Origin of the sequence: Rhodanobacter sp. AS-Z3, from assembly GCF_029224025.1 — a bacterium.
GTDB lineage: Bacteria > Pseudomonadota > Gammaproteobacteria > Xanthomonadales > Rhodanobacteraceae > Rhodanobacter.
This window is the reverse complement of the sequence record NZ_CP119392.1, coordinates 3,771,357-3,784,233: the sequence shown is the minus strand read 5'-3', so window position 1 is coordinate 3,784,233 and position 12,877 is coordinate 3,771,357. Positions and strand designations below refer to the sequence as shown.

The window sequence follows — 12,877 nt, the reverse complement described above, 5'->3', positions numbered from 1 at the left end:
GTCGTTTGCTGGTGGCACGCCACTACGCTGACAGCAGGTCCTCGTAGAACGCACCGAACGGTTCGCTGGGATGCGCGATCTGGATCTCCAGTATCCACAGGTTCTGTGACGGTGATGCGGAAAGACTGGAGAGGTCGCCACCCTTGTGGATCGAGTGCGGAAAGTCACCTACACGGTGGCCCTTGGTCGCGTGGTTGAAGCGCCAACCCATGGCGGCGGCACGTTGCTCGGCGAAGGCGTACAGCGCCCGGCCACTCAGGCCTTGCCGGCGCCAGGTGTCGGCCACCTCGTGGAACAGTGTGCGTGCTGCTTCGGCGCAGGCTTGCTGTTGCGGCGCGTTGCCAATCACGAAGGTGTCACCCACATCGCCCTCATGGCCGTCGAACACCAGCCCAAGGTCGATGAAGTAGCAGTCGTTTTCGCCCAGCCGGACCGTGGGGTCGGACGCCTGCCGGTAGGCCTTGGTGGTGTTGGCGCCGATGCGCACCAGCACCGGATGCCACAGGCGCTGGTAGCCGAGTTCGCGAAAGACTTCCATCGCCTCGACCTTCGCCTCGGCCTCGCTGATTCCCGGATGCATGCGCTCGCGGATGCCGTGCAACGCGGCCCAGCTGCGTTCGCGGGCGTGCTGCATCAAGGCGGGGTCGTAACGCTGGCCAACCGCTTCGCGGGGCAGGGAAGGCATGGGTGAAATGCCGTCAGACGAGGTGGATGAGGATTAGTGCGACCAGTGCCGGCAGTGCCTGGATCAGCAGGATCTTGCGTGCGGCGGTGAGGCCACCGTAAATGCCGGCGATCAACACGCAAGTCAGGAAGAACAGCTTCACGCTGAAGCCGGCGCCGCCGTTGCCAAGCCACAGTCCCCAGGCCAGGCCGGCGGCGAGAAAGCCGTTGTACAGACCTTGATTCGCGGCCAGCGTTTTCGACTGTGCGGCGAATTCCGCCGTGGTGCCGAAGGCGCGGCGGCCGGCCGGGCGCGTCCACAGGAACATCTCCAGCACCAGAAACCACAGGTGCAGCAGGGCAATCAGGGCGATCACGATGTTGGCGACGACGGACATGGCGCGTTCCCGTTGGCTGGCGAGAGGGTGCAGCCGATCAAGTGTTGCAGCCGGCGCAGGTGTACGCAATCCAGCTACCACCGGGTTACCTCAGGCCGGCTCGGCCTGGCGCCGAAATGTCACTACCAGCACGTCGCGGTGAGCGGGAAGGGCCGGATCGAGTGGCGTCACGGCCGTCACGCCGTGGAAAACACGGTGGTCGTCGACCAGTGCGGCGTCCAGCGGGTGGGTCAGCGTGAAATGACCGATCTCGCTGCGGTCTGCGGTGTGGATGGTGGTGGTGCCGCGTTCAATGTTCTCGCGATCGATCAGCAACACCAGCACGTAATCAACGCCGTCGCGATGCACGCCTTCCGGGGTGGGTTCACCGGCTTCGTCGGCACGCGCCTCGATGCGGAACTGATGCACCTCCACATGCCAGCGTGCGACCTCCGGTGCCAGTGCGCCAAAGCATGCATGGCAGAACGCGAGGATGCGCCGCAGGCTGGCGCCTTCCACGATGTCCGGCTGCACCGGTTCGAACCAGCGCAGGATATCGCCCTGCAACGGGTTGTACTTGAGGCTTTGGTAATGCGGCTGGTGCGCCTCGGCGCGCACGCCGCCGATGGTTTCGGCAGAAAAGGTCGCGTGCCGCCGTCGGCGGTGGCGACCACTGGCCGCAAGGTAGCTGTCCGGCGCCAGATCATTCCAGCTGGCGACGAAGGCGGGCCAGTCGGTGAGCGCCTCGACGGGCAGCAAACTACGCATGGTTTCGGCAGTGGCAAAGGCAAAGCCGTCCCGCTGCAGCCGGGTGTGCAACGCGGACGTATCAGGGTGGGGAGTCATCGGCATACGTTAGCAGGACGCCGGTACTCCGGCGACGGGTTTGCACAGGTTCGCTCAGCTGTTGTTACGGTGGCGGCAGCCCGGAAACATTGTCCCTTCGGACTAGGCGAGCCTCGATCCATGCTTCTGCGGTCGTGGAATTGCAGCAGTCTGGCGATGCATGTGGGTGGCCGGGCGGGCTTGTTTGAGTTGCCTGCCTGTCCAGGCGTGGCGTCCTTCATGCGCCACTTTACGTCGTCAATATCCGTCTTGAAGATGTCATGACGTTTATACGTCTAGGCGTTTAGACGTCTATTGACACAGTCAGTGGCAGGCTGCATCATCCGCTTCACTCATCGAGACCGGCTGAGGGACAGGCCCATTGAAGCCGGGGCAACCTGCGGAACGTTTCCGCCACGGTGCCAACTCCTGCGGGGATGCCTCGGCATCCACCGGTAGATGGGCGTGATCCGGTTCGCGGCAATGGCCGTCGTTCCATGGGTCATGACCTCTTCGGTAGCTCGCAGGGCGATGCCTAACGGAGAGCGTGAGATGACCTTTCTGCCCGAAGCCCGCTGTAGCGACCCTGGCTGTACCGACGCGACGCGTGCGGTGCCTGCGCCATTTGCCGAGCCGCGTGCCCGGTTGACCGCCCAGCGCGGCACCCGGCGGTTGCAGCTCAGCCCCAAGTACGGCAACGGCTTGCGCGAGGTGGATGTGAGCTATGCGTGGCACGGTGCGGCCGGTGCGCCCACGGTGATCGTGCAGGGCGGCATTTCGGCCGACCGCGATGTCACCGCGCTGGCTGGCGAGGCGGTATCGGGCTGGTGGCACGAACTGGTGGGCGAGGGTGCCGCCATCGATCTGCGGCATTGCCGGGTGCTGGCGATTGACTGGCTGACCCCGGCGCAGCTGGGCACTGGCTCGATCTCCAGCGAAGACCAGGCCGATGCGCTGGTCGTGTTGCTGGCCGAGCTGCGCATCACACGGGCGTATGCCTTCGTCGGTTCGTCTTATGGCGCCATGGTGGGCCTGGCGTTTGCATCGCGGCACCCCTTGCAGGTTGAACGACTGGTGTTGCTGGCTGGCGCACACCGCGCGCACCCGCTCAGTACTGCTCAGCGCAGTGTCCAGCGCGGCATCGTGCGGCTGGGCCAGGCCAGTGGCAATGTCGACGAAGCGCTGGCGCTGTCGCGGCAACTGGCAATCACCACCTACCGCGGCAGCGCTGAATTTGGCCGCCGCTTTGCCGGTGCGCCGGAATTTCGTGAGGACCGCTTCCACTTCCCGGTCGAGGATTACCTGGTGCATCAGGGGCGCCGCTTCGTCGAGCGCTTCGACGCGGACCGCTTCCTCGCCCTGTCCGAATCGATCGACCTGCATGACGTGGCGCCCGAGCAGGTACCGACGCCGACCACGTTGATCGGTTTTCCGTCCGACAGGTTGGTGCCGCTGGCCGACCTGTGCGAATTGCAGCGTCGACTACGCGGCCCGGCCACGCTGGAAGTGGTGGAGTCGCCGTACGGTCACGACGCCTTCCTGAAAGAGCCCGAGCAGCTTGCGCCGCTGTTGCGCGAAGCGCTGGCCTAGGCTCGCGACACTATCCAGTCGCGTAGGGCGGGCACTGCCCGCCACTGCTGGCGAAGTTTTACGGGCAAGAACCCGGCGGGCACTGCCCGCCCTACGAAAGAATCTACCTTCACCGATTGACGAAACACCCGGAGATTGAGATGACCGATTCCGCCCCCTCCACCCGCGCCGTTCGCGCCGGCATCGAGAGCGACACCCAGCATGGCGCCGTGGTGCCAGCACTGCATCTGTCGACCAATTACAGCTTCGACGGCTTTGGTCGCAAGCGTGCCTACGACTACTCGCGCAGCGGCAACCCGACCCGCGATTTGCTCGGAGATGCGTTGGCCGACCTGGAGCAAGGCGTCGGCGCGGTGGTCACCTCGAGTGGCATGTCGGCTGTGGCGCTGGCACTGGAGCTGGTGCCGGCCGGTGCCACCGTGCTGGCCGCGCACGATTGCTATGGCGGCACCTGGCGCCTGCTCGACGCGTGGGCGAAGAAAGGTCGCTTCCAGGTCGAGTTTGCCGACCTCACCGATCCGGTGTTGCTGGCTGCCGGTCTGGCGCGCAAGCCGGCGCTGGTCTGGGTGGAAACGCCGTCCAATCCGCTGCTGCGGATCACCGACATCCGCCACGTGGCGCAGGCCGCCCATGCGGTCGGTGCGCTGCTGGTGGTGGACAACACCTTCCTGTCGCCCGCCTTGCAGCAGCCGTTGTTGCTGGGCGCCGACGTGGTGGTGCACTCGACCACCAAGTACATCAACGGCCACAGCGACGTGGTCGGCGGCGCGGTGATCGCACGCGAACCTGCCATAGCCGAACAGCTGAAGTGGTGGGCCAACTGCAATGGCCTCACCGGCGCTCCGTTCGATAGTTACCTCACCTTGCGTGGCTTGCGTACATTGAATGTACGGCTGCGCCAGCACCAGGAGAATGCCACGCGAATTGCCGGGCAGCTGGACGCGCATGCGGCGGTGCGCAAGGTCTACTACCCGGGTCTGTCCAGCCACACCGGCCACGTGCTGGCTGCACGTCAGCAGCAAGGCTTCGGCGCCATGCTCAGCTTCGAGCTGGATGGCGACGTCGACCAGGTGCAGGCCTTCGTCGATGGCCTGCAACACTTCTCGCTGGCCGAGTCGCTAGGCGGCGTCGAGAGCCTGATCGCGCACCCGGCTACCATGACCCACGCCTCGATGGCGCCTGAGGCGCGCCGTACGGCCGGCATTTCCGACAGCTTGTTGCGGCTGTCGGTCGGCATCGAGGATGGCGACGACCTGTTGCGTGACCTTGACGCAGCGCTGGAACGCGCAATTGCCGTAAAGACGTCCAAACGTCGAGTTCCTGCATGAGCGCGGTGCTGGCGGAGGCGGTTGCAGTAACGCATAGCGGATCAGCACCCGCGATCGCGATTGTGCTGCTTGGCACCGGCGTGGTTGGTGGTGCGCTGCTCAAGCTGCTGAATACCTCCGCGGCCAGCACGCTGCGACTGGTTGGGGCGGCGAATTCGCGCCGCCAGCAGACCGAACCGGCGCGATTGGCCCAGCGCAACCTGCGCGAGCAGCTCGATCAGCATGGCGCCCCGCGCGACAACGCCAGTCTGCTGGCTGCGCTGGATGCCAGTGGTGCACCGGTCAAGGTGATCATCGACGCCACCGCCAATGCGGCGCTGGCCTCGCGTCACGCCGAGTGGCTGGCGCAGGGCTATCACGTAGTTACCGCCAACAAGGCGTTGGCCGGTGGCGAGTTGTCCGGCTGGCGTGCGCTGCAGGCGGCGTTGGCCGGTGGCGGTCGTTATGGCGACTCGGCCACGGTGGGCGCCGGCTTGCCGGTGCTGTCGACCTTGCGTCGCTTGCGCCGTTGCGGCGATGCATTGCTGACACTGGAAGGCGTGTTCTCCGGTTCGCTGTCATGGCTGTTCAATCAGTACGATGGCAGCCGCCCATTCTCGGAGTTGCTGCGCGAGGCGCGCCAGCTTGGTTACACCGAACCGGACCCGCGTTCGGACCTGTCCGGTGAAGATGTCGCGCGCAAGCTGCTGATCATCGCGCGCAATGCGGGTTATGCGCTGGGCACTGATGAAGTGCAGATCGAAGGACTGGTGCCAGCTGCCTTGTGTGCACTGGATACCGAAGCGTTCCTGGCGCGCCTGGACGAGCTGGATGCGGACATCGCGGCACGCTACGCCGCGGCCAGTTCACGCGGCTGTGTGTTGCGTTTCCTTGCCCGCCTGAACCAGCGTGGTCAGGCGCGCGTGGGTCTGACTGAAGTGCCGTTCTCGCATCCCGCGGCGCGACTCCATGGCACCGACAACCAGTTCGCACTCACCACCACCCGATACAACAGTCAGCCGCTGGTGATCCAGGGTCCGGGTGCGGGGCCGGAGGTCACCGCGCAGGCCTTGTTGGGCGATGTGTTGGCGCTGGGCTGACCCAGTTCAGGCAGCGGGTACGGCAATCGCTTCGACCTGGATGCGCAGTGTCACCGTCATGTTGAATCCATAGGACTTGCCCGCATCCATGCCAAAGGCATCGCGCTGGAACGTGGCCAGCGCATCTGCGCCACAAACCTCGCGTTTCAGTAACGGATGCGGCATGCACTTGAAGCTGTTGATCTTCAGCACCAGTGGCTGGCTGACGCCGTGCAGGGTGAGCGTGCCGTCCACCCGCGTCGGCTTGTTGTCGACAAAGCCGGCGAGCTGGCCTTGATAGGTGGCCTGCGGGTACTTCGCGGACTCGAACAGGTCCTTGCCCTGTGCCACGTCGTTGAGTTGATCCTGACCGAAGTCGGCGCTGTGCATGTCGACCACGACGTTCACCGTGCCGGTGCCAGCCAGCTTGTCCAGCGTCACCGTGCCGCTGCTGCGGTTGAACTTGCCGCGCCACACCGACAGGCCGCCGAGGTGATCGGCTTCGAAACTGGGGTAAGTATGGTCCGGGTCGATGTTGTACGTGACCGTGGTGGCATGCACGGCGGTGACTGACAGAAAGGTGCTGAGGCCGAAGGCGATGATCGTGCCGCGGGTTCGGGGCACCATGGGCGATTCCCTCGTAAGGTGGTGAAGGGCGCGGGATGGACGTCTTTCCGCCCATGATAGTCGGCGGTTTGGCGCTTACATCAATCCACACGCTTTCAGAGCCAGCCTGACGCCATCAAGCCCATTCACATGAAAGGCGGTCATGCCGAGATCGCGGGCCGCTTCCACGTTGGTCAGGGTGTCATCGAAGAAAGCCACGCTGCGGGCCTCGACGCCGCACTCCTGCAAGGCACGCGTGAAACAGGCGCGATCCGGCTTGATGGCACCCAGCAGGTGGGATGACAACGCGATGTCGAAGTGACTCAGCAATCCCTCGAAGTGGGTCCAGTGCAGCGCGTTCGAGTTGCTCAGGCATCCAATGCGGCAGGTCTGTCGAAGCTGAGTCAACAATGCCGTCGCGCCGGGGTAGGCACCCTTGGGCCAGCGGGTGAATTCAACCAGAAACGCTTCGGCTGAATGCTCGATATGCCATTCCGCGAGAAAATGTGTGGCGAACGCTTCCGGTGAGCTTTGGCCCAGTTCAAACAGCCTGACGGCTGGCGAAGTCAGCCACTTCTGCTTGAGCGCATCCGGCGCCATCGGCACCGGAACAAGCTGACTGAGTCGCGCGAAGCCGGCGTTGTCGACGAGAACGCCACCGAGGTCAAACAGTAGAAAGGATGGCCGATTCATGCCGGGCTCGTAGGCGGAACGCAGGGGATCGACAGGTATGACAGCCGACTGGATCGATGTGGTTTCGCACCGTCCTCAAACAAAAGGCGCGCGGTTACAAGCCGCGCGCCTGATGGGTGCGCGAAGGGAATGCTCAGTGCCCGGTTATGCGCTCGGCGGTCTGCTCATCCGGCGGCACCAGCGGCGCACTCGGATCGTCGTGCGCTTCCAGCTGTGCCGCTTCCACCGACGGCGTGCGCCAGCCCGACTTCACGCCCCACAGGTAGAACACCAGACCGATGACGGCTACCAGCAACAAGTCCCAGCCATACGACAAATAACCCTTGCCACCGAACGTGGTGCTGCCGGCCCACGACACGATCGCCAGCGTTGGCAGATAGCAGACCAGCCACCACGCACCCTTCATCTGCCGTCCGAAATCGTGCCAGCCGCTCTTCGCCTGGTAGTAGAAATACACCGGCAGCGCGACCACCATCAGCAAGATGATCTCGCCGGTCAGCGGCCACTTCGCCCAGTACAGCAGCTCGGTCGACATGATGAAGGCGACCCCGGCCAGGATCGGCAGACCGGCCAGCCGGAACGGACGATTGAGTTCCGGTGCGGTGCGTCGCAGCGTCATCACGCTGACCGGTCCGGTGAGGTAGGAAATGATCGTCGCCACCGAAATCACCGCCGCCAGCGAACCCCAGCCGCGGAAGAAGAACAGGAACAGGAACGACACGCCCAGGTTCACCCACATCGCCGGGCGTGGCACGCCCCACTTCGGATGCACGCTGCCAAGAATTTTCGGCAGCGTGCCGTTGCGCTCCATGCCGTACAGCATGCGCGCGGTGGTGGCGGTGTAGGTCATGCCGGTGCCGCTGGGGCTGATCACCGCATCGATGAACAGCAGGGTCGCCAGCCACTGCAGGCCGAGGATGATCGCCAGGTCGGCGAACGGCGAGCTGAAATCGATACCGTGCCAGCCAACATTCGCCAGCATCTCGCGCGGCACCGCGCCGATGAACGACACCTGCAGCAGCACATAGACCACGGTAGCCAGTGCAATCGAGCAGACGATCGCGAACGGGATGCTCTTGCCCGGGTTGCGTGCTTCGCCGGCCAGATTCACCGGGCTCTGAAAACCATTGAAGCTGAATACGATGCCGGCAATCGCCACGGCGGTAAGGATCGACGGGAAGTCCGTCTTGTGCAGCTCGCCGTGGATACCGACGCTGAAGTTCTCCGGGTGGAAGCCGGTCATCATCAGCAACACCGCGGTGAGCGCGGGGATGATCAGCTTGAACAACGTGATCGCGGTATTCGAACGCGCGAACAGCTTCACGCTCCAGAAGTTGAACAGGAAATACATGATGACCAGCGCGGCGGCGATCAGCAGGCCATTGGTGCTCAGCTCGCCATGGCCGCCGGGCACCTTGTGATACAGGTCCTTCGCCCAACCCCACTTCCACGACGACATGTACTGCGCCGACGCCTCGGCCTCGACCGAAATCACCGAGACAATCGCGATCCAGTTTGCCCACGCCGCAATGAAGCCGACCAGCGAACCGTGTGAGTAATGCCCGTAACGCACCATGCCGCCGGATTCCGGAAACATTGCGCCCAGCTCGGCATAGGTCAGTGCAATCGTCATGATGATTGCCGCGCCCAGCACCCACGCCCAGATCGCGCCGGGGCCGGCAATTTGCGCGGCACGCCAGGCGCCGAACAACCAGCCTGAGCCGATGATGGAGCCCAGGCCAGTAAGCATCAGGGCGAACGGGCCGACGTCGCGGCGAATCGCGCGTTCTTGGGTCATGCAGGGTTCCCGTGTCGGCGTGAAGCACGCCGTAAAGAGGTCGATGGTTGCAGAATTGGACGGGGGATGTCACCTGTCGGTGGTCATGGGCGCTGCTTTGCCGGCCTGCTCCGGTTGCGCCAGAGCGTGGACTTCGAACGCAGGAGGCTCCACTGGAGATGGGACTGAAGGTTCCCGATCAGGCTGCTTCCATAGCCGCCCGCGGGTTACGCGTTGTCCCTCTGTGACACGGCGTTGGAGCGTGGGCTTTCCTGCGCCTGCGGCAGCCGAGCCACCTTCACGACTTGAGGTTCTATCCTATGGTCGGGCTCCGTTCCGGGCGAGCCAACGCTTTGCCGCGACGATATCGGGATCGATACCCGCCGCTGCGTCTTCCAGCCGTGTGCGCACGGCAATGTCGGGCAGTACGCCGCGATTTGGCTGCGCGGACCTGGAGAAACTGCCGATCAGCGGTATGTCGACGCTGACGCCGGAGCTGGGCAGCACCAGCCATGCGAGCTCGCCCCCATTCAGCCCGCGAAGATTGCCGCCGGTGGCTTGTCCGATCAGCGTTGCGCTGCCACTGGCTTTCAGATTGCGCGCGATCAGGAAGCCGGCCGAACTCATGCGAGGGCCGACAAGCAAGACGACACGGCCGCGATACGGCCGTGCAACGGGCTCGATGCGCTCGTCGGCGGGCTGCTTGCGCAAGAGCCAGTTTCGGCCCTCACCGCGCACCACCTGTCCGGTTCGGTCGAAGAACGAAAAGTCCCACGTGTCCATGAACCGGGCGAGATCATAGGGCGCGCGCTCATAGGCAGATTCCACACGTTTCGCCGGCACGACGAAGGTCGTCGTCAGCAGATGGGACTGCAGCGCGTTGCCGATGGCGTCGTCGCCGCCTTCGTTTTGCCGCAGATCGAGGATCAGTTTGTCGATCCTGCGTGCCGCGAGCGTGTCGAAACTGCGCTGCAGGAAACTCCGCCAGTCGAAATCGCTTTGCCAGAACGCGAACGTCGGCAGCGTCATCGTGGCCGTGTCGCCTTCAATCGCGAATCGCCAGCGGGTGTTTTCCGGCGTCACCCCTGCCGCCATGAGTCTGTTTTCACGTTCGACCACCGGCATGCCGGCGACGGTGACCTCATCGATCCCCTGACCGATCACCTTGCCGGTGTGTCGGTCGTGAGGACGGAAGCGCAGTACGTAACCGGCGGTTGCCGGCGGATGCAGCAGTGGCAGCAGCCGGTCCATGGCGCCGCCGTCGACATTGCTGTCGATCTGGCTCAAGCGCTTGCCATCACTGTTGCCATCCGCGCGCAGGTACGGCATGAATTCATTTGCCAACACGACGGGAGTGCGCCCGTCGATGCTCAGCAGTTCGGCGTTGACGGGGACTTTCAGTTCGGCGCTGGCCGTCACCAGCAGCCGGCCTTCGAGCAGGCGCACGTGCAGGGGTAATGCTGGCAGCGACGCCAGTGCATCCTGCACCGCCTGACCCTGGTTCAGCGGATTGGTCCAGGTGTGGCCACAGCGTACTGCCGCGGCGATCCGTGAGGCGATCAGGTACATCTTCAGCGTGTCGCTGCCGTCGGTGACTTCGCTTTCGGCACGGGCGAATTCCGCTTCGAATTGTTGCGGGGTCTGGTAGCGGTAGAGGCCGGGATGCAGGTCGCTCAGGGCGCGTTTGAGGATTTTCAGTTCGCGCTGGGCCTGTTTTGCCGTCAAGGTCTGCGTGGTCGCAATCGTTGGTTCAGCCGCTCCCGCGCCTGCCATGGGGCCGAGCGCAAGACAGACGGCAAGTACAAGATGGACGATACGGAACATGGTGCTTCCAGGGATGGGTGTGTCGCCAGCGTGCCCGCCTCCTGGCTCGTCGTCGTTCCAACCTTGAAATCACGCCGTTCTTTATGATTCGGTACGTGTCCGGACCGCCGATTCACGAAACTGGGTCGGTGTTTTTCCGGTCTGCGCCTTGAAGGTCCGATTGAAGCTGGTCTTCGAGTTGAATCCCGCGGCGAACGCGATAGCCAACAGATCGTCATCCACTTCGTCGCTCGCCAGTCGGCGACAGACTTCGTCGACGCGCAACTGGTTTATCAGGGCATGGAAGCTCAGCCCCAGACCCTCGTTGAGCGCACGTGACAGATAGGCGGTGTTGGTGCCGAGGTGGCGCGCCAGTCGTTCCAGGCTCAGGTCCGGGTCGCGCCACCAACCGGCCTGCTCGGTCCGGCTCAGCCATTGCCGGCCTTGCGCCTCCCAGTCACGCCCTGCTGGCTCTGCGCGTGGTGCCGACTCCGGGATGGACGGCAAGGGTGTCCCTGCCAGCGGATAAACGGTAGTGGCATGCCGCCAACCTTCCAGCCCTAGATAGAAAACCAGCAGAGTGAGAAACACGTAAAGCGGGAAGCGCTGGAAATAGTTGAAGTCGATGCTGTAGCTCAAGGCTTCGTAGACGGCCCATACCGGCCAGACCAGCAGGAAGGCCAGCAGCACGTTGCGCAGCCATACGATGCGGAACTCTTCACGATTGCTCAGGTGTGCGTCGAGCCAGCGTTGATACGCGCGATAGGTGCGCAGCGTCAGCCACAGATAGATGGCGAACGACAGCAGTTCGAGCAAGGCTTCGAGTGGATCGATCCAGCGGGCATGTACGGCGGCGTTCCAGCGATTTTTCGTCGCCAGCGGCTGCACGAACAGCGTCGCGTAATAGGCTAGTTGCAATGCACCGGGCAGCAGATGCCACTTCCAGCCCGGAGGCAATCTGGACGCCGTCAACCGGCGCACGTGCAGGTAGAGCAGGGGGCCGATCGACAGACCCAGATCAAACGGTGCGAACGACAGCCAGGGATAGGCGTCGTAGTAGCCCGCAAAACCCAACACATAAGGCATCAGTTTCAGCACGAAAACCAGCAGCAGCGCCGCCAGCAGCCGGTTGGCTACCGTGTTCGTACGAGTGCAGGCAAGCAGCAGCGCGACCGCCAGCCCGAAGGCAACGCCAATCGCCAGCAGCGTGCTCCAGGGGCCGAATCGGATCATCTTGGCAATTTAGCGCAAGCAGCATCAGATCGCCTGATCACACCGTGGCTCACGGTCCCGACTCGGCCTCTTCACCTTGACGTGGATGCTGCCGCCAGATGCATGGACTGCGCCGATGGCCTGCTCCTTCGCGGTAGCAGCACCGCTCCGCGCCGATCACGCACGTGCCAGCGTGCGCCCCTTGCTTCCATGGCGTCGATTGAGCACGAACACTGCAACGACGGCCATCGCGATGGGGGCGTACCACGGGAACGCGTAGATCAGAGCTGGTGGCAGTGAGGGCCACACCTTGGCAAGCAGCGGCCAGACGTGTGCCATGCCGACGCCGAGGAACGCAACGTGGGCGGCGATGCCGGCGCCGAGGATGCTCTGGTAGTGCAGGATTACGTGCCAGTTGCTGCGGGTCGGTCCGCGACGGGCGAAGCGCCACATGCGGACAAACAGGGCAGGACCGATCAGCGAGAAGCCGAGCAACACAGGGTTGCCCGTCTGCATGCCCAGCGCAAACGTGGCGATACCTGCCAGCAGCGATGACCACATCCACATGCGCCACGCCGGGCGCGCGACCATGACGCGCCAGTCCGCCTTGTCCTGCACGGCGCGCCAGGCCAGCCAGCAGGCCTGGCCGGTGATGAAGAACAGATAGCCCAGATAGGTGCCGGCGATCGGGTTTCCGTCGGCGAAACGGCGCAGCACCAGCATGACTCCGGTGGCGAGGATTCCGCACATCGCCAGCATGAACAGCTTGCCCGCGTTGCGGTGAAGTTGGCCGCCCTTGCGGACGGCCGCGGCGGTCCAGAATGTCGCTAGCGCGATGCTGCCGGCGGCGACATGCAGCCACACGTCGATCTGATAGGGAAGCCCGTGGAGCAGCGATGAGAACATGGAGGCAGTCTCGCAACCGTCGAAGTGACGGCATCTGCT

At 64.1% G+C, this 12,877-nt stretch carries 13 protein-coding genes and 1 riboswitch; of the genes, 4 read left to right on the top strand and 9 right to left on the bottom strand.

Translation table 11 applies throughout. The features are described 5' to 3' along the window. Positions 1 to 22: 22 nt before the first annotated feature. The 3 genes from PY254_RS16925 to PY254_RS16915 all read right to left on the bottom strand — a co-directional run bounded on the left by PY254_RS16925 (position 23) and on the right by PY254_RS16915 (position 1,886). Positions 23 to 685: a M24 family metallopeptidase gene (locus tag PY254_RS16925; protein ID WP_281013224.1), complete on the bottom strand. Its 663-nt coding sequence runs from the start codon at positions 683 to 685 to the stop codon at positions 23 to 25. Between the two features lie 13 nt (positions 686 to 698). Next, the gene (locus PY254_RS16920; protein WP_281013223.1) at positions 699 to 1,061 is read right to left on the bottom strand and encodes a DUF1304 domain-containing protein; all 363 of its coding nucleotides are present in this window, start codon (positions 1,059 to 1,061) and stop codon (positions 699 to 701) included. 90 nt (positions 1,062 to 1,151) lie between these two features. Further along, positions 1,152 to 1,886, bottom strand: coding sequence for a 2OG-Fe dioxygenase family protein (locus PY254_RS16915; RefSeq protein WP_281013222.1), 735 nt, complete (start codon positions 1,884 to 1,886; stop codon positions 1,152 to 1,154). Between the two features lie 329 nt (positions 1,887 to 2,215). Next, positions 2,216 to 2,331, top strand: a riboswitch (SAM riboswitch). Between the two features lie 86 nt (positions 2,332 to 2,417). Here PY254_RS16915 and PY254_RS16910 point away from each other — a divergent pair. The 3 genes from PY254_RS16910 to PY254_RS16900 all read left to right on the top strand — a co-directional run bounded on the left by PY254_RS16910 (position 2,418) and on the right by PY254_RS16900 (position 5,862). Further along, a complete protein-coding gene (locus PY254_RS16910) occupies positions 2,418 to 3,455 on the top strand; it encodes a homoserine O-succinyltransferase MetX (protein WP_281013221.1) in 1,038 nt (345 codons plus the stop codon). 140 nt (positions 3,456 to 3,595) lie between these two features. Beyond that, complete coding sequence (metB, locus tag PY254_RS16905; protein WP_281013220.1) at positions 3,596 to 4,783, top strand: cystathionine gamma-synthase; 1,188 nt, start codon at positions 3,596 to 3,598, stop codon at positions 4,781 to 4,783. Next, on the top strand, positions 4,780 to 5,862 hold the full coding sequence (locus PY254_RS16900) for a homoserine dehydrogenase family protein (RefSeq protein WP_281013219.1): 1,083 nt from the start codon (positions 4,780 to 4,782) through the stop codon (positions 5,860 to 5,862). The genes metB and PY254_RS16900 overlap by 4 nt, the downstream gene beginning before the upstream one ends. Positions 5,863 to 5,868: 6 nt before the next feature. Here the strand turns inward: PY254_RS16900 and PY254_RS16895 are convergent, their stop codons facing one another. The 4 genes from PY254_RS16895 to PY254_RS16880 all read right to left on the bottom strand — a co-directional run bounded on the left by PY254_RS16895 (position 5,869) and on the right by PY254_RS16880 (position 10,405). Further along, a complete protein-coding gene (locus PY254_RS16895) occupies positions 5,869 to 6,465 on the bottom strand; it encodes a YceI family protein (protein ID WP_281015259.1) in 597 nt (198 codons plus the stop codon). Between the two features lie 78 nt (positions 6,466 to 6,543). Then, complete coding sequence (locus tag PY254_RS16890; protein WP_281013218.1) at positions 6,544 to 7,140, bottom strand: HAD family hydrolase; 597 nt, start codon at positions 7,138 to 7,140, stop codon at positions 6,544 to 6,546. 133 nt (positions 7,141 to 7,273) lie between these two features. Continuing rightward, positions 7,274 to 8,938, bottom strand: a complete 1,665-nt coding sequence (locus tag PY254_RS16885) for an APC family permease (protein ID WP_281013217.1) — start codon at positions 8,936 to 8,938, stop codon at positions 7,274 to 7,276. Between the two features lie 297 nt (positions 8,939 to 9,235). Next, the gene (locus PY254_RS16880) at positions 9,236 to 10,405 is read right to left on the bottom strand and encodes a S41 family peptidase (RefSeq protein ID WP_281013216.1); all 1,170 of its coding nucleotides are present in this window, start codon (positions 10,403 to 10,405) and stop codon (positions 9,236 to 9,238) included. Positions 10,406 to 10,579: 174 nt separating this feature from the next. Here PY254_RS16880 and PY254_RS16875 point away from each other — a divergent pair, with 174 nt between their 5' ends. Continuing rightward, entirely contained in the window at positions 10,580 to 10,828 is a 249-nt protein-coding gene (locus tag PY254_RS16875; protein ID WP_281013215.1) for a hypothetical protein, read from the top strand. Here the strand turns inward: PY254_RS16875 and PY254_RS16870 are convergent. Both PY254_RS16870 and PY254_RS16865 read right to left on the bottom strand, forming a co-directional pair. Then, the gene (locus PY254_RS16870) at positions 10,823 to 11,953 is read right to left on the bottom strand and encodes a helix-turn-helix domain-containing protein (protein WP_281013214.1); all 1,131 of its coding nucleotides are present in this window, start codon (positions 11,951 to 11,953) and stop codon (positions 10,823 to 10,825) included. The two genes, PY254_RS16875 and PY254_RS16870, sit on opposite strands and share 6 nt — an antisense overlap. A 156-nt stretch (positions 11,954 to 12,109) precedes the next feature. Continuing rightward, complete coding sequence (locus PY254_RS16865) at positions 12,110 to 12,838, bottom strand: hypothetical protein (protein ID WP_281013213.1); 729 nt, start codon at positions 12,836 to 12,838, stop codon at positions 12,110 to 12,112. Positions 12,839 to 12,877 lie beyond the last annotated feature (39 nt).

What these genes read in the sequence shown, in the direction of transcription:
- PY254_RS16875 (WP_281013215.1), top strand. Translation starts at nt 10,580, where the DNA reads ATGCAGGTCGCTCAGGGCGCGTTTGAGGATTTTCAGTTCGCGCTGGGC.
- PY254_RS16920 (WP_281013223.1), bottom strand. Translation starts at nt 1,061, where the DNA reads ATGTCCGTCGTCGCCAACATCGTGATCGCCCTGATTGCCCTGCTGCAC.
- PY254_RS16900 (WP_281013219.1), top strand. Translation starts at nt 4,780, where the DNA reads ATGAGCGCGGTGCTGGCGGAGGCGGTTGCAGTAACGCATAGCGGATCA.
- PY254_RS16865 (WP_281013213.1), bottom strand. Translation starts at nt 12,838, where the DNA reads ATGTTCTCATCGCTGCTCCACGGGCTTCCCTATCAGATCGACGTGTGG.
- PY254_RS16870 (WP_281013214.1), bottom strand. Translation starts at nt 11,953, where the DNA reads ATGATCCGATTCGGCCCCTGGAGCACGCTGCTGGCGATTGGCGTTGCC.
- PY254_RS16885 (WP_281013217.1), bottom strand. Translation starts at nt 8,938, where the DNA reads ATGACCCAAGAACGCGCGATTCGCCGCGACGTCGGCCCGTTCGCCCTG.
- metB (WP_281013220.1), top strand. Translation starts at nt 3,596, where the DNA reads ATGACCGATTCCGCCCCCTCCACCCGCGCCGTTCGCGCCGGCATCGAG.
- PY254_RS16915 (WP_281013222.1), bottom strand. Translation starts at nt 1,886, where the DNA reads ATGACTCCCCACCCTGATACGTCCGCGTTGCACACCCGGCTGCAGCGG.
- PY254_RS16925 (WP_281013224.1), bottom strand. Translation starts at nt 685, where the DNA reads ATGCCTTCCCTGCCCCGCGAAGCGGTTGGCCAGCGTTACGACCCCGCC.
- PY254_RS16910 (WP_281013221.1), top strand. Translation starts at nt 2,418, where the DNA reads ATGACCTTTCTGCCCGAAGCCCGCTGTAGCGACCCTGGCTGTACCGAC.
- PY254_RS16890 (WP_281013218.1), bottom strand. Translation starts at nt 7,140, where the DNA reads ATGAATCGGCCATCCTTTCTACTGTTTGACCTCGGTGGCGTTCTCGTC.